Here is a 17,234-nt window from a genome sequence, read left to right as displayed (position 1 = left end):
TTACCACTCATTAACTTTGTTCGCGTCCATCTTAATAAAAATGAATAAGAGGATACTGAAAGCAAAAAGGCTCGAACCTCCATACGAGAAGAAAGGCAAGGGTACTCCAATTGTTGGGAATAGCCTGATGAGCATTGTAATATTTACAAAGAAGTGCGCAAACAGGAAGGTAGCAACACAATAACCATAAACCCGGCTGAATTTGGTTTTTTGGTTTTCAGCCAGATAAATAATACGTAAGAAAAGGGCAACGAATAGCGCTATTACAATAACAGCACCTACAAACCCCCATTCTTCTCCAACAGTTGTAAAAATATAATCAGTGTGCTGCTCCGGAACAAAGCCTCCTTTGGTCTGTGTGCCTTCCAGAAATCCTTTTCCAAACCATCCTCCGGAACCAATAGCAATCATGGACTGGTTGAGGTTATATCCTTCGTTTTTTAAATCGACATTTTGTCCAAAAAGTACATTGATTCTGTCTTTCTGGTGCGCTTCCAATACGTTGTCATATACAAAGTCTACCGAATAGGTAAAACCGGCAATCAGCACGAAAATAATGGCGGACGCTAATGGATTTCTGTTGATTCTTTTAGAAAGCAAAAACTGAATCAGTATAACAACCAAAGCTATAAGCAAAACAAAGTGTGGCTCAATAAGCAACGACATAAAAAACAAGAGTACGGCAAGAAATCCGGTCCATAAATACCACGCAGGCAATCCTTCACGATACAGTACAAAAACCAGGGCAACGAAAATCATGGCCGTTCCCGTGTCATGCACCAAAATAAGCAATAACGGAACACCCATAATGGCAAAGGCCTTTAACTGGTCGTTAAAGTTTTTCAGGTTCACCTGTACGTCGCTCAGGTATTTTGCCAGAAGCAGCGCCGTTGAGGTCTTTACAAATTCTGAAGGCTGTAAAGTAAAACCGCCAATGCTGTACCAGTTGGTTTGTCCTTTGATGGTCTTTCCAAAAACAAAAAGTCCCAGTAAGGATATCAATCCGGCTATATAAAAGACAAAAGCATATTTTTCATAGATTTTGGCATCTACCGTAAGCACAACCAAAACCAAAGGAACAGTAAGGCAGATAAACAGAATCTGTTTTCCGTAAATCTGGCTGATATCAAAAATAGAGGTTTGCTCCAATGGTAACGAAGCAGAATAAATATTGAGCCATCCCATGATTACCAGAAGGATAAACAGGAGTATAGTAATCCAGTCGATATTACTTGTTACACTTTGGTTCTTCATTTAATATCTATTGATTTATTTTGAATGGCTTCCCACTTGTTACTTTAGCATATTCACTTTCGAGGCTTCCTTCCAGCATTCGTTTCTCTAAGTCGGTACGCGTAATTTTTGTTCGAAGATATTTTTCAATCATTAAACTGGCAATAGGACCTGCCCAACGAGCTCCCCAATATCCGTTTTCAATAAATACGGCCAATGCGATTTTTGGATTGTCTTTTGGTGCAAAGGCAACAAAAATGGAGTGATCCTGTAACTGGGTTCGCACACCATTGATTTTCGTAAAGTTCTCGGCCGTACCTGTTTTACCGCAAATGTCAATACCTTCTACTTTAAGAGAACGTGCAGTTCCTTCGTTATAAACGGCAAAAAGACCCTCAATTACAGGTTTGAAATACTGCTTGTCTACCGTAGTGACGTGTTTGGTAGTATATTTTTTATCAATCGTATGATTCTTGATTTTTTTGATGATATGAGGAGTGTAGTAATAACCTTCATTAGCTACGGCAGCCATCATATTGGCCAATTGTATTGGAGTGGTAGAAACTTCTCCCTGACCAATAGAATTGGAAATAATAGTCGTGCTTCTCCAGCCTCCGTTAGGATACCATCGTTTATAATATCTGGAATCCGGAATATGTCCTTTTCTTCCCGCAGGAAGGTCATAACCCATAAAATTTCCCAGTCCAAAGCTTTTCAGGTGATTGCTCCAGGCGTCAACTCCATAGCTAGGCTTTGGATATTTGTTTATTGTCCTCATGAAAACATTGGCAAAATAGGTATTGCATGAATGTGCTATTCCGGTATGGAGATTATTATTGCCGGAATCGTGACATTTCATAAAGGCACCGCGGCCGTAGGAAAATCCATGACTGCAATGAAAGGTCATGTTTTCATCGATAACTTCTTCTTGCAGGCCAATCAGTCCGGTCATAATTTTAAAAGGAGAACCCGGAGGATATTCTGCTAAAAGTCCTCTGTCAAACAAAGGCATGGCAAGTGTGTCCTGGCTAAGTTTTAAATAGTTTTTAGAACGGTCTCTTCCTACCAAAATGGCAGGGTCATAAGACGGAGCGGAAACCAGTGCCAGAATTTCTCCTGATTTTGGCTCTAAAGCAACAATACCGCCACGCTTGTTTATCATTAGTGACTCCCCGTATTTTTGAAGTTCGATGTCTAATGTGAGTGTAACATCTTCACCTTGTACGGCAATCGTATCATAAATACCTTCCTTATACGAACCGATATCGCGGTTAAAACGGTCTTTTTGGATGTATTTTACTCCTTTGGTTCCACGAAGAAATTCTTCATAGACTTCTTCAACGCCTTGTTTTCCAATTAAGTCTCCACTTTTGTAGTATGGGTTCTTTTTAATGATGGCATCGTTTACCTGTGCGATATATCCAAAAACATTGGCAGCCGCATTAACCTGATAATCCCTGAGCGAACGTTTCTGTATGTAAAATCCCTGATATTTTCTGATTTTTTCCTGAAAGCCGGCATATTCCTTTTTGTTTAGCTGAGGTAAGAATACAGAAGGAAGCCTCGGACTGTAAACAGTCGCTTTGTTCATTTTGGTTATGAATTCTTCTTTTGTAATCTTTAAAAGCTTGCAGAACTCTAAAGTATCAATCTCCTTGACGTCTTTTGGAATAACCATGACATCATATGAAGGTTGGTTTGCAACCAAAAGCACACCATTCCGGTCAAACATATAACCGCGTTCCGGATAATCGTATTTTATCTTGATGGCGTTGTTGTCCGACTTTTTGATAAAAGAGTCGTCGATAATCTGTAAATAAAAAAGCCGGGCCACAATCACAATTGCAGCTACAATTATTAAAGAGGGAAGAAGAAGTTTTCTCATCTTTTGGCAGTAGGCTTAAATATATAAATAATAACGATACAGAGAATTAATGTAAAAATTGAACTGAACAGTGTTCGCAATAAAATGTTGAGTATAAAGCTCAGTTTAAAAATTTCTAATAAGAATAATATGATGTGGTGTGTAAATACCGAAATCAAAAGAAATGAAAACCGTTCCGGGGTTAGCTTGTCGTTAATCTTTACCGTTTGGTACTCATAACTCACTCCAAAAGAAAATCTGAAGAATGTTGGCCTTACGTAGGCAAGAATAACACAGGCTGTGGCATGAACACCTCCCGAATCGCAAAACATATCCATAATAATGCCCAGGAAGAAGCTCGCCAGTAACAAACCGGCCCTGTTTCCGTTTACCGGATAAAGAAGGATGAAAAGGATATAGGGATACGGATTCACATAGCCCCAGAAATCAATTTCATTAAAAATCAATACCTGTGCGGCAAGCAAAAGTATAAAGCGGGCGATATTTAATAATAGCGTACTATTCATTTTTTTCTTCCGTTTTAGCCTCTAATTCTTCAATCTCTTTTCGTTCATAGTTTTCCAGAACATACACATGCCCAAGATTTGTCATGTCATTGAAAAGACGTATGTTCAGGGTGAAATAATTCGTTTCCTTGTCAGTATAAATCTTATCGATTACGCCAATGTTTATATTTGGAGGGAATGTAACAGATTCGTTTCCGGTTACAATCGTATCGCCTTTTCGAACATTTGCCAATCGGGGCACATCAATCAACTGTACAAAACCGGTACTTTTTCCATCCCAGCGCAATGTTCCGAAATGGTTCGATTTTTTAATACGCGCATTGATTTCCGATTTAACATTCAGAATACTGATTACCGTAGCATAGTTTTTTGAAGTATGCTCCACAATTCCAATGATTCCTAAGCTATTAACAACTCCCATATCCGGTTTGATTCCCGCCTTGCTGCCTTCATCCAATGTCAGATAGTTTTCTTTTACATTGTAGGAGTTTTTAATAACCTTGGCTTGTACAATATTGATTTTTCCATATCCTTTCAAGCTGTCTCTCACTACAATTCCGGTGGAATCCTTAGCATTAAAAAGCATTTTTTTAAGGATAGCATTCTCTTTGGCAAGCTGTTCGTTCTGTGTTTTCAGATTCAGGTATTCCTGGACGCTGTGGATTTTTTCATAGACGCCACCACTAATAAAATTAGCAGAAGTTACGGCCTTGCTTCTATGATAGGAATGCGATTGTATGGTAAGCACTAACGAGATGCCCAAAAGCAGCAAAAACAGCAACCTGTTGCTGTTTTTAAGTATAAAATTAAATATTTGCTGCATGAACTATGCTTGTTATTTTATTAATATGCTTCTGAATTTTGGGATGTTTTTAAGTGCCATTCCCGTTCCTCGGACTACCGCTCTTAAAGGGTCTTCTGCGATGTAAACCGGAAGGTCGGTTTTTTGTGAAATTCGTTTGTCTAATCCTCTCAGCATCGAACCTCCTCCTGCAAGATAAATACCCGTGTTGTAAATATCGGCTGCCAATTCCGGTGGTGTCTGTGATAAGGTTTCCATAACGGCATCCTCAATTCTTTGGATGGACTTGTCTAAAGCTTTGGCAATTTCTCTGAAAGAAACTTCTACCTGTTTTGGCTTTCCGGTTAACAAGTCACGACCCTGAACCGACATGTCGTCTGGCGGGCTTTCCAAATCTTCGATGGCAGCACCGATTTCAATTTTTATTTTTTCGGCAGTACTTTCTCCAACGAAAAGGTTGTGCTGGGTTCTCATGTAATAAACAATGTCGTTTGTGAAAACGTCTCCCGCAATTTTTACCGATTTGTCACATACAATTCCTCCAAGAGCAATAACGGCAATTTCGGTTGTACCTCCACCTATGTCAACAATCATGTTTCCTTTTGGCTGCATGATATCTACACCAATACCAATTGCCGCAGCCATTGGTTCGTGGATCAGGTAAACTTCTTTTCCATTTACACGCTCTGCAGATTCTTTTACCGCTCTCATCTCCACTTCTGTAATTCCGGACGGAATACAGATTACCATTCTCAAGGCTGGCGTAAACAATCTTTTCTTTAAGGCAGGAATGCTTTTTATAAACATGCTGATCATCTTTTCAGATGCGTCAAAGTCAGCAATAACCCCATCTTTCAAGGGCCTTATCGTTTTTATGTTTTCATGGGTTTTACCTTGCATCATACTCGCTTCCTTACCAACGGCAATAATTTTGCCGGATACTCTGTCGCGAGCTACAATTGATGGGCTGTCAATCACAACCTTATCGTTGTGAATAATCAGGGTGTTGGCTGTACCAAGGTCTATTGCGATGTCCTCGGTCATGAAATCAAAAAATCCCATAAGTAATTTTAGGGTTTAAAAATGTTTATAAAATTTTAACATGCAAAGTTACATAATTTAATGTTTGAAATGACGCGTTCCTGTAAATACCATTGCAACTTTATTTTCATTGCAGTAATTGATACTTAATTCGTCTTTTATGGAGCCACCAGGCTGAATTACAGCAGTAATTCCGGCGTTATGAGCAATTTCCACGCAATCCGGGAAAGGGAAAAATGCATCACTTGCCATCACGGCGCCTTTCAAATCAAAATTAAAACTATTTGCTTTTTCTATTGCTTGTTTTAAAGCATCAACACGTGACGTTTGTCCTGTTCCTGATGCGATAAGTTGTTTGTTTTTTGCCAATACGATTGTATTGGATTTTGTGTTTTTGCAGATTTTTGACGCAAACAACAAATCTTCAGTTTCTCCTGAAGATGGGGGAGTTGTAGTAACGGTCTTTAAGTGCTCTTTATTGTCTGTTACATTGTCTTTATCTTGCACTAACAATCCGTTCAGACACGTACGAACCTGTTTTTGTGGAAGTTCGATATCGTTTTGAACTAAAATTATTCGGTTTTTCTTTTCAGATAATATTTCAATTGCGGTTTCGTCATAGCCTGGAGCTATTACAACTTCACAGAATAGCTGGTTAATTTCCTTTGCTGTTTCTGTATCGATTTTTCCATTAGCAATAAGAACACCCCCAAATGCAGAAGTAGGGTCGCCTGCCAAAGCATCAAGATAGGCTGCTCTCATTGTGCTTCTTGTTGCTAATCCGCAAGCGTTGTTGTGCTTTAGGATGGCAAAAGTCGGATCGTCGTTTTTGAATTCCAGGATAAGGTTTACGGCCGCATCAACATCTAAAAGGTTGTTGTATGATAATTCTTTACCGTGAAGCTTTTTGAACATGGCGTCAAAATCTCCGAAGAAAAATCCTTTTTGGTGCGGATTTTCTCCATAACGCAAAATCTGGCCCTCTGCAACACTTGCTTTGTAGACAGTATCGTCTGTATTGAAATAATTAAAAATAGCCGTGTCATAATGTGACGAAACATGGAACGCTTTTGTAGCAAACAGTTTTCTGTCTTCCAGTGTCAGGGCTCCGTTTTGTTTTGTGATTACCTCAAGGAAATCAGCATACTGGTCTACAGAAGCCACAATTACGGTGTCCTTGAAGTTTTTTGCGGCAGCACGGATTAGGGAAATACCGCCAATGTCAATTTTTTCTATGATGTCCGCTTCCGAAGCACCGGAGGCTACTGTTTTTTCAAAAGGATATAAATCAACAATTACCAAATCAATCTGTGGAATCTGATATTCTTCCATCTGCTGAACATCACCTTCATGATCCTGGCGGTTTAGGATACCACCAAAAATTTTTGGGTGTAATGTTTTTACTCTCCCTCCTAAGATTGACGGATAAGAAGTCACATCTTCTACAGGAACTACAGGTATTCCAAGATTTTTGATAAAATCTTCTGTTCCTCCGGTAGAATAAAAGGTTACATTTTGCTCATGCAGTTTTCTCACGATTGGCTCCAGTCCGTCTTTCGAAAAGACTGAAATCAAGGCCGATTTGATAGTTTTTGAAGTACTCATTGTGTTGTTGTGTTTAAAGGTGCAAAAGTAGCTATTGTAAGTTTAACTATAAAACAATAAATACATGTTTTTTAGGTTTTTTTCAAGATTTATTTCGAGTGGGAGTTTAGGCTTTTGGAAGCTGTTTTTATGAGTGGATTTATGTTTGAAAAATTTTACCTGCGAAGCTTCTTACGGGTAGTATGCCTGTTGCTATTTTTCTTTTTCAGAGAAATATGGAAGTTTTTTTAGGAAATTGTATTAAAATTACTGAATTTTACAGAGACTCAAATTCGGCTTTATGGTTGTATATCTGCGCTTGCTGCGAGAAAGTTTTGGCTTTGCCCTGAATGCGTTACGCAATAATAAATTGCGGACCATTCTTTCGCTTCTTGGTGTCACCATAGGGATTTTTTCTATCATAGCCGTATTAACGGCAGTTGATTCTCTGGATAGAAAGATTAAAAGTGATATGAGTACATTGGATAAAAACACGATGTATCTGAAACGTTTTCCTTTTGGTCCGTCTGAAGTGCCGCGTTGGAAAAGAGACCAGTATCCGAATGTGACTTATGAAGAGTATGATTATCTCAAGAATGCGGTAAATGGTATGGACAAATCTACCTACCAGTTATTTACAAAACGTGAGATTGTAAAATACGATACCAAATCGGTCAGCGATGTCAATATTGTTCCTGCTACTTATGAATTTGTTGAAATTCAGCCCCAAAAGATAAAGGAAGGCCGCTTTTTTAATGAATCGGAGTCCAATTCAGGAACGCCAGTTGCCATAATTGGTTATGAGGTTGCCAACAGCCTTTTTGGAAATATGGACCCGATAGGAAAAAAAATCAGGTTGTATGGCCAGCGGTTTACCGTAATTGGAGTTCTGGAAAAACAGGGACAGGGGATGTTTGGTGAAAATAATGATATTTCAGCATTTATTCCCGTCAATTTTTTAAGAAATAAGTTTGGAGACCATAATGATTCCATGACGCCAATCATCATCATTAAGCCTGATCCTGGTGTTGATGTTGATGCGTTTAAAGGCGAAATCATTCAAAAGTTGCGAAACAAAAGAGGACTGAAAGTAGGAAATGAGGATAACTTTTTTATTGATGTGTTGTCTGGTTTTACAGATTTTATTGATGAAATTGTAGGAAGGATGAATTTGATAGGATGGATTATAAGTTTCTTCTCACTTTTGGTCGGTGGTTTTGGCGTGGCCAATATTATGTTCGTATCGGTAAAAGAACGTACCAATCTGATTGGAATCCAAAAATCATTAGGGGCAAAAAATAAGTTTATCTTATTGCAATTCCTGTTTGAAGCTATCATATTGTGTCTGATAGGTGGTGTGGTAGGTTTATTAATGGTATGGGGAATTGCAGCTATACTGACTAATACCTTGGATTTTGAGTTTGTGCTTGGTTTTAAGAATATTGTTATAGGAACAACTCTGGCTGCTCTTATAGGACTGGTGTCCGGAATATTACCGGCTGTTTCAGCTTCGCGATTGGATCCGGTTGAAGCCATCAGGACAGGAATGTAAAAACAGAAAAAACAGATATAAAAAAATCCCGATGCAATAAACATCGGGATTTTTTTGTTTTATCGGATTGGATTGTTAAGAATCAAATCCAGGTATAAATTTATTTTGTTTTTCAACTCTTTTCTAGGAGTAATAAAATCTAAGAAACCGTGTTCTAAGACGAATTCTGCAGTCTGGAAACCTTCAGGAAGGTCTTTTCCTGTTGTGTCTTTTACAACACGAGGTCCTGCAAATCCAATCAGGGCTCCCGGCTCAGAAATGTTAACGTCACCCAACATTGCATAGGATGCTGTTGTTCCTCCGGTAGTAGGATCAGTACATAAAGAGATGTATGGAATTTTAGCTTCAGCTAATTGAGCCAATTTTGCAGAAGTTTTTGCCAACTGCATCAAAGAGTAGGCCGCTTCCATCATTCTCGCTCCTCCTGATTTTGAAATCATTAGGAAAGGGATGTTGTTTTTGATAGAATAATCAATTCCTCTTGCAATTTTTTCACCTACTACAGCTCCCATAGAACCACCAATAAAAGCAAAATCCATACAGCAAACGACCAGGTCTTTTCCTTTTGATTTTCCTACTGCTGTTCTAACCGCATCTTTCAGCTTGGTTTTTTCCATAGCGTCTTTTAGTCGGTCTGAGTATTTTTTAGTATCCACGAAATGTAGCGGATCCTTCGATGTCATTTTAGCATCCAATTCCTTAAATTCGTTATTGTCGAACAAAATCTCGAAATATTCCTTGCTTCCAATTCTAACGTGAAATCCGTCTTCCGGGCTCACATATAAATTTCTTGCCAATTCATCTGCATCTACGATTTTTCCGGTAGGCGACTTATACCAAAGTCCCTTAGGAACATCTTTCTTGTCTTCTGTAGCGGTAGTAATTCCTTTTTCTGTTCTTTTAAACCAAGCCATATTTACTTATTTATGGTTAATTGTGAATTATATAAAAAAATAAATTCCAGACACTAATAGCATTAGCATCTGGAATTTGATATTACAAAGTGTTTACATTGTTCAGGTCTTTGAAAGCCTGCTCTAATCGGGTGTTGAAAGTAACTTCTCCCTCACGGATCCATTTTCTTGGATCGTAATATTTTTTATTTGGAGCTTCAGGTCCTTCCGGATTTCCGATTTGGGTTTTCAGATAGTCAATATTCTTAACGATATAATCTCTGATTCCTTCCGTGAAAGCAAATTGCAGGTCTGTATCGATGTTCATCTTGATAACACCATATCCAATAGCTTCTCTGATTTCTTCCAAAGTTGATCCGGAACCTCCGTGGAATACGAAATCTACAGGATTGTGTCCTGTGTTGAATTTGTTCTGTACGTATTCTTGTGAATTTCTAAGGATTTTTGGCGTAAGCTTTACGTTTCCTGGTTTGTATACGCCATGAACGTTTCCGAAAGCAGCTGCTACTGTAAAACGAGGGCTGATTTTTAGAAGTTCTTCATAAGCATAGGCTACTTCTTCAGGCTGTGTATATAATTTAGAACTGTCTACATCAGAATTGTCAACTCCGTCTTCTTCTCCACCTGTAATTCCAAGCTCGATTTCAAGAGTCATTCCTAATTTAGACATTCTTTTCAGGTATTCTTTGCAGATTTCGATGTTTTCTTCGATTGGCTCTTCAGACAGGTCAATCATGTGAGAACTGAAAAGCGGTTTTCCTGTTTCGGCAAAATGTTTTTCAGATGCATCCAAAAGCCCGTCAATCCAAGGCAATAATTTTTTTGCACAGTGGTCTGTATGTAAAATAACAGTTGCTCCATAAGCTTCTGCCAGGGTGTGGATGTGTTTTGCACCGGCAATGGCTCCTGCGATAGCTGCTTTTTCGTTTTCGTTAGATAAGCCTTTTCCGGCATTGAAGATGGCACCGCCATTTGAGAACTGTATGATAACCGGAGCTTTTAATTTTGCAGCAGTCTCTAAAACGCCATTAATTGTGCTTGAGCCTGTTACGTTTACTGCAGGCAGTGCAAAGCCTTTTTCTTTTGCGTATTTGAAAATCTCCTGTACTTGATCCCCGGTTGCAACTCCTGGTTTTATATTATGAGCCATTGTGTTTTTTGTTTATAGTTAAAGGTTACAAAAATAATAATTTCTGAAATTAGAATGGGTAATTAATTCCAATATTTAATACGGAGTGGCCTAAATTGTAATCTTTGAACCATCTGCCACCTACTTCTTTGGCAGGGTCATAGGTCTTGAAGCCTATGTCCAGACGGATAACAAAGAAGTTGAAGTCATATCGGAATCCAAATCCGGAACCTATAGCAATATTCTCCAAAGAACGTATTCCTGTGAAAGTTGATTTTGGGTCTTTTACATCATCCAGTACGTTCCAGATGTTTCCTGCATCCCCAAAAATAGCACCGTTTAGTTTTCCTAACATTTTGAATCGGAGTTCAGCGCTGTATAGAATTTTTAAGTTAGCCTCGTTGAAGTCGTTAATGCTTCCGCTACTTCCTGGTCCAAGTCCGTAAGACTGCCAGGCCCGGTTGTCATTGGAACCTCCTGCAAAGTAACTTCGAGAAAAGGGAATGTTGTTTGAATTTCCGTAAGGGATTGCTATTCCGAAAAAAGCGCGCATGGCCAATACCCTGTTGCCGGATAATCCCCAGTGTTTTATGAAATCAAGCTCTCCTTTAACATATTGCGAATATTCAACCTGGAGGATGGTTTTGTTGCCCAAAGAATTTTTAGGCTGTTTGGCAATGTCTGAAATCAGCCCTAAAAAGTTTCCGGCAGATTCGATTTTGGTCTTAAAAATCCAGAAATTGTTATCAAGCAGGTCGGTTTTTGTGTTTTTAGTATAGGTATAGCTGGAAGCAAAAATCAGGTTGTTTTCTGTCAATCGGTCTTTTCTTTCAGAAATACTTTCGATTACCCTTAAATCTTCCGGACTTGTTACAATGGTTGGGTTAGGTCCGGTTACATCCTGAAGGAATCCGTTTGTTCCGGATTCTATAATAAGGTCGCCATTGGCATTAAAATAATCCGGATTAACCTGGCTGGCATAATCTCTTGCCACGTCATTTAATCTTCCGTAAGACGAACGGTACACATTAAAATAATTCGCCTTATTGATGTTTTTTACATATTGTATATTAAACAGGTCGAAACGGGAAGTTGTATTTCGTTTCGGACTCCAGGTGTAATACATTGAAGCCGTCAGATTCTCTTTGTCCAAACCTATATTTTGCTGTTTTGCAAAACCAAGACTGAAAACAGTGTTGGGAATCATGTTTTTTGCAATAAGCTTGTCCGTATTAAAAGGAGAAAAGAATCGCGGAATGTTTAACTTAACGTCAGCACCATATTCTGACAGGTTAAAAAACACGTTGTTTGGATTTGCAATTCCTAAATCTGTTGATGAACCGATATTGCCCCTAAGTGATAGCTCTAAGGTTTCCGCGCCCCGGAAAAGGTTACGGAATGTTCCTGTCATACTGCCTGAAATACCAAAGTTCTGTATGTTAGAATGTGTTACGTCTGCTGAAGCACCAAAGCTAAACTTCTTACGGGGCGTAAGGTAGATGTTTGCAATGAGTGAAGATTCATTGACATCTGTCGAATCTTCTACAAACTGTATGTTTGGATAGTTGAAAACGCGAAGGTTATTCAGAGACCTGGAAGTTGCTGTTCTTCTAAAATCGGCATAGGTGCTTCCTTTTGAAATAAAAATAGCATCGGTCAATGCTTTTGGTCTGTAACGCAGTTTGTCTTTACTATAAATATTAAAGTTGTTGTAGATAGCGCTGTCAGCAACCTTAACCCGATTGCTATTGGAAGGACTGTCTGTAAAGATATTTACTTCGCTTATTTTATAAAGTTTGAAAGGTTTTGTGATGGTAGTATCGCCAACGCGTACGTTACGGTCTGATATTTTCAGGTTCACGTGGGTTTTATGATTCGTATCAATCGAGTCGCAAACAAAATTAATATTGGTTGGCTGGAAATAATAGGCTCCGTTATTTCTGAAGTTTGTGGTAATACGCTCGCGTTCAGCCTCAAAGTTTACAGATTTGAATTGCTGTCCGGGAATGATAAGCGTTTTATTTTTGTTCTTTTCATATAGCGAATCCAGTGCGGGTGTTGCTATTTCTCTGTAAAGGGAGTCTATAATATAGGGTTCGCCGGTGGTTACCGTATATTGTATCTGTCCTTTTTTGTTAGGAAGCGTATCAATTTTATAAGATGTTTTTGCATTGAAGAAACCATTGTTGAAATAATAGGCACGCAGTCGTGCTGTTGATTTCTTGGCTCTTGCCTCATCAATAATAACCGGAGGCTCACCGGTTCTTTTCAGGAAGTTATGAAAGCCGGAATAGAAAAAAGATTTTCCTAAACGTTCCACCTGTTTCTTTGAAAGTAATTTGGAAAGCCTTTCGTATTTTTTTGGATTGGCGTTCATTTTGGCCTTAAAGGAAGAATCCGGATTCTGCTTGGCAAGATTATATAAATTCAATCGCAGGTTATATCCCAGAATGGTGCTGTTGGGTTTTTGGTACAGGAGATTACCTATAGCCTCGTCTTTTGTGATCTGGTCATTTACAACAATTTCATTCTTTGTTAAAAGCCTTTTTCCTTCCGGAACTCTTTTTACAGTGTTACAGGCGGTAAATATGATTCCTATTAGAAGAAATAGTGATATTTTTGTGCTTATCTTTTTCAAGTGTCGGGCATATTTAATTCAAAAATACATTTTTTATGGTTAGCAAAAACCAAATAAAATTAATAACGGGCTTACAGCAGAAAAAATTCAGAAAAGAGCACCAATTATTTTTTGCCGAAGGCAAAAAAGTGATTCAGGAACTAATCCATTCTGATTTTTTTCTGGAATATTTATTTACGACAACTGCGGTTTTTCCTGATGTAAATCCAAAAAAGATAATAAACATTTCCGAAAGCGAATTGAAAAAGATCAGTGCCCTGACTACTCCAAATGATTGTCTTGCCGTTTTCAGAAAACCGGAACCTAAAAAGATAAACGAAACCGGATTGATTGTTGCGCTGGATGACATCCGCGACCCGGGAAATCTGGGCACTATAATACGTTTATGTGATTGGTTTGGCATCTCCGAATTGGTCTGTTCTGAGGAAACGGTTGATATTTATAATCCTAAAGTCGTGCAGGCTACTATGGGTTCAATTGCGCGGGTGAATGTTAGTTATGTAAATCTTGAAAAGTTTATATCCGAAACTAATTTGCCTATTTTTGGAACTTTCATGGACGGTGACAACATTTATAAGACTGAATTACCGAAAGAAGGAATTATTGTCATGGGTAATGAGGCTAACGGAATTTCATCCCAAATTGAACAAACCGTGAATCATAGGCTGGCTATTCCGAGATTTGGAAATCTACAGTTAACGGAAAGCCTTAATGTGGCTACTGCTACTGCCATTATCCTAAGCGAATTTAAAAGAAGCTAAGTCTATTGGAAAGTAAAATTGACAAAAACACCTCTGGTTTTCATTGAACCGACATTGCTTGTCCATGGACTGTTTGGGTCATTATCACGAATTAACTCATCATCCAATCCGAATATGCCCCGGATAGAAGGAGAAAATTTGAAATATTCCAGGTATAAATCAACTCCAAATCCCAGTTCGTAATTATTTGTCCATTGTTTCATTCTGAAACGGTCATTTAAGTTGTCTTCTTTTGACTTTGAATTACTGCCCAGGTTTAGGGAAGTTGAAACACCACCAACTAAAAACGGACGGATATTTCCGGTTCTCATCGAAGAAAACTTTAATAATAAAGGGAAATGGATATAAGTCGACTTTACTTGTCTTAAAGCATCGCTTTCACTCTCAAAGCCTGGGAAAAGAAGGTCTCTTTGCGTATAGTATAATCCGGGTTCAAAGCGAAGGTCGATATATTCGTGCAGCCTTAAATTTCCTATAAGACCGACGTTAAATCCGGTTGTTCCTTTCACTTGTATTTCTTTTCCGGGCTGCTTATAATCGAATTTAAAGTCATAGGCATTAAATCCGAGGAAGTAGCCCCAATGGACACGCTGTTTATCCCAGTTTTCCAAATTGATAATAGGGTCTTTGCTGAATAGGTTGGTGCCAAATTGCGCCTGACTATTCAAGGAAAGGGATAAAAGAAGAATCGCAAATATTTTTTTCATATTTATTTCTTAGAGGCAGAGTAAATGGTTGCAACTCCAAAGGTTTGTGGTTGGTCTGCAACTTCTATAAACCCAATTTTTCTCAAAATATTGTTTAAGGCTTCGCCAAAAGGAAAAACTGACGCAGATTCTGAAAGATAGCCATAGGCGGCATTGTCTTTAGAAAACAGCTTTCCTATAAGAGGAAGGATGTTTTTTGTATAGAAATTATAGAATTGTTTATAGGGTGATTTTGTTGGATTCGAAGTTTCTAAAATAACAAAAATTCCGCCAGGTTTAAGTACACGCAGGATTTCTGATAGTCCTTTTTCAAGATGTTCAAAGTTTCTGACTCCAAAAGCAACCGTAATGGCATCAAAAGAATTGTCCTCAAAAGGCATATTTTCTGAATCGGCCTGAATCATTTCGATTTTGTCTGAAAGGTTTTTGGCTTCGATTTTTTTTCTTCCCACTTCCAGCATTCCTGCGGAAATATCAAGTCCTATTATTTTTGAAGCCTTGGTCTGTGACATTAATATGGCCAAATCTCCCGTTCCGGTAGCAATATCTAAAATGGTTTCCGGTTGTTTTGAGGCTACAATCTTCAATACTTTTTTTCTCCATTTGATATCGATACCAAAAGAGATAACGCGGTTTAATCCGTCGTATTTTCCGGAAATCGTATCAAACATTTGCTCAACCTGCTCTTTCTTTCCTAAAGAAGAACCTTTATAGGGAGTGACGTTCTCTGACATTTTCAATAGTTTGCGCAAAGATAAACTATTATAATTGATAACAAACAACATCAATTTAATATGGTTGAGTTGTTTTAAGAACGGGTAGGCAGAGGGTCACTAAATTAGGTTAGAAAAAAATTTACCAAAATTAGGCGATTGCGCTGCGTATTTATATTGTGCAATTTTACATTGTTAAACAAAACAATTCAATCACATGTTTTCAAGGTTATTAATAGCAGAACTGAAATGGATACTACTGGCACTAGCTATCTCATTTTTTCTTGTGAACAGTATCGACGGCGGCGTTTTTAAAAGCGATGCCGAAATTGGGGTGCCACAAACGTTCTTAGGGTTAAATTTGTTTTTGGAAATTTTAGTTTTTTTCGTTTTTAGTACCTTTGTGGTATTTGGTATTAAAGGCTTTTTTGAGATGTATTCTCGAAAATTTGCCAATGTCATTATCTTCATCTCCGGAGTTTTGATGGCGGCACTAATATTTATTTTAAGTTATCAGATACTGTCTATAGAGTAGTTGTTTTCTGAGAAAATAGTATTGAATCGTTTAACTATGAACATCCTGGAATTTTTTCAGGATGTTTTTTTTTGATAGGTATCAGGCAGTTATGTCAAATCAGGGAATGGCGGATTTTAGCCATGGATTAGAATGATTAGACCCCATTTAAAGATTCCATATAAAACGAAAAGAGACTCGGAAAAGACTCACTTTCAAAACATTCCTTCAAAAAGATTTTAATTACTTTGCGGCTCTGCGCCTTTGCGTTAAATAATTGCCCGCAAAGGCGCAGAGCCACAAAAGAGGACAAGTTTATAAACCTATATGTAAAAATCTTTTTGGCGAAAAAATCCCTGATAATCAATTTTTATTTTCTTGCGAAAGTCTGAAAACTGAAATCAACTTTGTGTTTTTCATCGGCTGGATGGTATTCTTCAGAAATCAATTCCCATTCGTTACGGTCTATTTCAGGAAAGAAGGCATCGGCTTCAAACGAATCATGAACTCTTGTGAGTTCGATTGTGTCGGCAAACGGCATTCCGAGGTTGTAGATTTCGCCTCCGCCAATAATAAAAATATCTTCATCTTTAGGGCACGCGGCAATGGCATTTTCCATGCTGTCAACCACAATGCATCCTTCCGGAGCATATTTTTTCTGACGGGTTATGATGACATGAGTACGGTTAGGTAAGGGTTTGGGAAAGCTTTCAAAAGTTTTTCTTCCCATAATAATATGATGCCCTGTAGTGATTGCTTTAAACCGTTTAAAGTCATCCGGTAAGTGCCAAAGCATGGCATTGTCTTTTCCAAGAGCGTTATTTTCTGCAGCAGCAGCAATTAGGGTAATCATCAGGAAGGTATTTAAGATTGTGGGTTGTTGTCGATTTTAGACTGCAATTGCTGTATTTTTCGTTCTTGTTTTGCGACCAGTTTGTCAATTTGGGACCTTTCCCAGTTTTTGTTCATGAAGCTATCAGTAATAAATACCCGTATAAAATGAAGAACAAAGATAAATGCCCAGACGACTATAGCCCATAAATCCCAATTAGATCCCGGATAAATGTCGAGGTCTAGTACCCTGTGAATGATGAGGAAAAAAATACTTCCAACAAAGAACAGGATAAAGTGGAAATACAGACGTTTTTTCTGTTTCATCCTGCGACGGGCATATTCGTAGAGTTCGTGTTGGTTATTTTCCATACGATAGAAATTTGATTTTAAAGATAAGATTTATTTTTAAAATTTTAAAAGC

The 17,234-nt window shown here is 38.2% G+C and carries 16 protein-coding genes; 3 read left to right on the top strand and 13 right to left on the bottom strand.

Translation table 11 applies throughout. The annotated features are described in order from the left end of the window. From rodA to purH, 6 genes are read right to left on the bottom strand one after another with little or no spacing between them, the layout of a single operon-like run. Nucleotides 1-1,254, bottom strand: coding sequence for a rod shape-determining protein RodA (gene rodA / locus BGO88_RS10985; RefSeq protein ID WP_056072226.1), 1,254 nt, complete (start codon nt 1,252-1,254; stop codon nt 1-3). Between the two features lie 7 nt (nt 1,255-1,261). After that, entirely contained in the window at nt 1,262-3,118 is a 1,857-nt protein-coding gene (gene mrdA, locus BGO88_RS10980; protein ID WP_056072230.1) for a penicillin-binding protein 2, read from the bottom strand. Then, on the bottom strand, nt 3,115-3,624 hold the full coding sequence (locus tag BGO88_RS10975) for a hypothetical protein (RefSeq protein WP_056072233.1): 510 nt from the start codon (nt 3,622-3,624) through the stop codon (nt 3,115-3,117). Before BGO88_RS10975 ends, mrdA begins: the two co-directional genes overlap by 4 nt. Continuing rightward, a complete protein-coding gene (gene mreC / locus BGO88_RS10970; protein ID WP_056072236.1) occupies nt 3,617-4,447 on the bottom strand; it encodes a rod shape-determining protein MreC in 831 nt (276 codons plus the stop codon). Before mreC ends, BGO88_RS10975 begins: the two co-directional genes overlap by 8 nt. Before the next feature lie 12 nt (nt 4,448-4,459). After that, the gene (locus BGO88_RS10965; RefSeq protein ID WP_056072239.1) at nt 4,460-5,488 is read right to left on the bottom strand and encodes a rod shape-determining protein; all 1,029 of its coding nucleotides are present in this window, start codon (nt 5,486-5,488) and stop codon (nt 4,460-4,462) included. 57 nt (nt 5,489-5,545) lie between these two features. Further along, nucleotides 5,546-7,072, bottom strand: a complete 1,527-nt coding sequence (purH, locus tag BGO88_RS10960; RefSeq protein ID WP_101470716.1) for a bifunctional phosphoribosylaminoimidazolecarboxamide formyltransferase/IMP cyclohydrolase — start codon at nt 7,070-7,072, stop codon at nt 5,546-5,548. 280 nt (nt 7,073-7,352) lie between these two features. Here purH and BGO88_RS10955 point away from each other — a divergent pair, with 280 nt between their 5' ends. Further along, on the top strand, nt 7,353-8,603 hold the full coding sequence (locus BGO88_RS10955) for an ABC transporter permease (RefSeq protein WP_286706902.1): 1,251 nt from the start codon (nt 7,353-7,355) through the stop codon (nt 8,601-8,603). A gap of 59 nt (nt 8,604-8,662) precedes the next feature. On the opposite strand, the gene accD is transcribed toward BGO88_RS10955, so the two are convergent. From accD to tamL, 3 genes are all read right to left on the bottom strand, one after another. Beyond that, a complete protein-coding gene (gene accD, locus BGO88_RS10950; RefSeq protein WP_056072248.1) occupies nt 8,663-9,517 on the bottom strand; it encodes an acetyl-CoA carboxylase, carboxyltransferase subunit beta in 855 nt (284 codons plus the stop codon). Between the two features lie 82 nt (nt 9,518-9,599). Beyond that, nucleotides 9,600-10,667 carry a class II fructose-bisphosphate aldolase gene (gene fbaA, locus BGO88_RS10945; RefSeq protein ID WP_056072251.1) on the bottom strand — a complete coding sequence of 356 codons (1,068 nt, stop codon included), beginning with the start codon at nt 10,665-10,667 and terminating at the stop codon, nt 9,600-9,602. Between the two features lie 49 nt (nt 10,668-10,716). Next, a complete protein-coding gene (tamL, locus tag BGO88_RS10940) occupies nt 10,717-13,284 on the bottom strand; it encodes a translocation and assembly module lipoprotein TamL (protein ID WP_101470714.1) in 2,568 nt (855 codons plus the stop codon). Between the two features lie 35 nt (nt 13,285-13,319). Here tamL and BGO88_RS10935 point away from each other — a divergent pair, with 35 nt between their 5' ends. Further along, a complete protein-coding gene (locus BGO88_RS10935; RefSeq protein ID WP_286706901.1) occupies nt 13,320-14,045 on the top strand; it encodes a TrmH family RNA methyltransferase in 726 nt (241 codons plus the stop codon). 2 nt (nt 14,046-14,047) lie between these two features. On the opposite strand, the gene porT is transcribed toward BGO88_RS10935, so the two are convergent. Further along, nucleotides 14,048-14,752: a type IX secretion/gliding motility protein PorT/SprT gene (gene porT / locus BGO88_RS10930; RefSeq protein WP_056072257.1), complete on the bottom strand. Its 705-nt coding sequence runs from the start codon at nt 14,750-14,752 to the stop codon at nt 14,048-14,050. Nucleotides 14,753-14,754: 2 nt separating this feature from the next. Next, nucleotides 14,755-15,486 (bottom strand): bifunctional demethylmenaquinone methyltransferase/2-methoxy-6-polyprenyl-1,4-benzoquinol methylase UbiE, encoded by a 732-nt coding sequence (gene ubiE, locus BGO88_RS10925; RefSeq protein WP_286706900.1) that lies wholly within the window; start codon nt 15,484-15,486, stop codon nt 14,755-14,757. A gap of 196 nt (nt 15,487-15,682) precedes the next feature. Between ubiE and BGO88_RS10920 the strand changes: the two genes are divergently transcribed. After that, a complete protein-coding gene (locus BGO88_RS10920; protein WP_235498598.1) occupies nt 15,683-16,000 on the top strand; it encodes a hypothetical protein in 318 nt (105 codons plus the stop codon). Between the two features lie 349 nt (nt 16,001-16,349). Here BGO88_RS10920 and BGO88_RS10915 read toward each other — a convergent pair whose 3' ends face one another. Further along, nucleotides 16,350-16,832, bottom strand: coding sequence for a dihydrofolate reductase (locus tag BGO88_RS10915; protein WP_056072262.1), 483 nt, complete (start codon nt 16,830-16,832; stop codon nt 16,350-16,352). Nucleotides 16,833-16,843: 11 nt separating this feature from the next. Continuing rightward, nucleotides 16,844-17,182 (bottom strand): 2TM domain-containing protein, encoded by a 339-nt coding sequence (locus BGO88_RS10910; protein WP_056072265.1) that lies wholly within the window; start codon nt 17,180-17,182, stop codon nt 16,844-16,846. Nucleotides 17,183-17,234 lie beyond the last annotated feature (52 nt).

It is taken from the genome of Flavobacterium sp. 38-13 (assembly GCF_001899155.1).
Lineage (GTDB): Bacteria > Bacteroidota > Bacteroidia > Flavobacteriales > Flavobacteriaceae > Flavobacterium > Flavobacterium lindanitolerans.
Note: the sequence above shows the minus strand (reverse complement) of the source record. Positions and strands in the feature narration are given on the sequence as shown.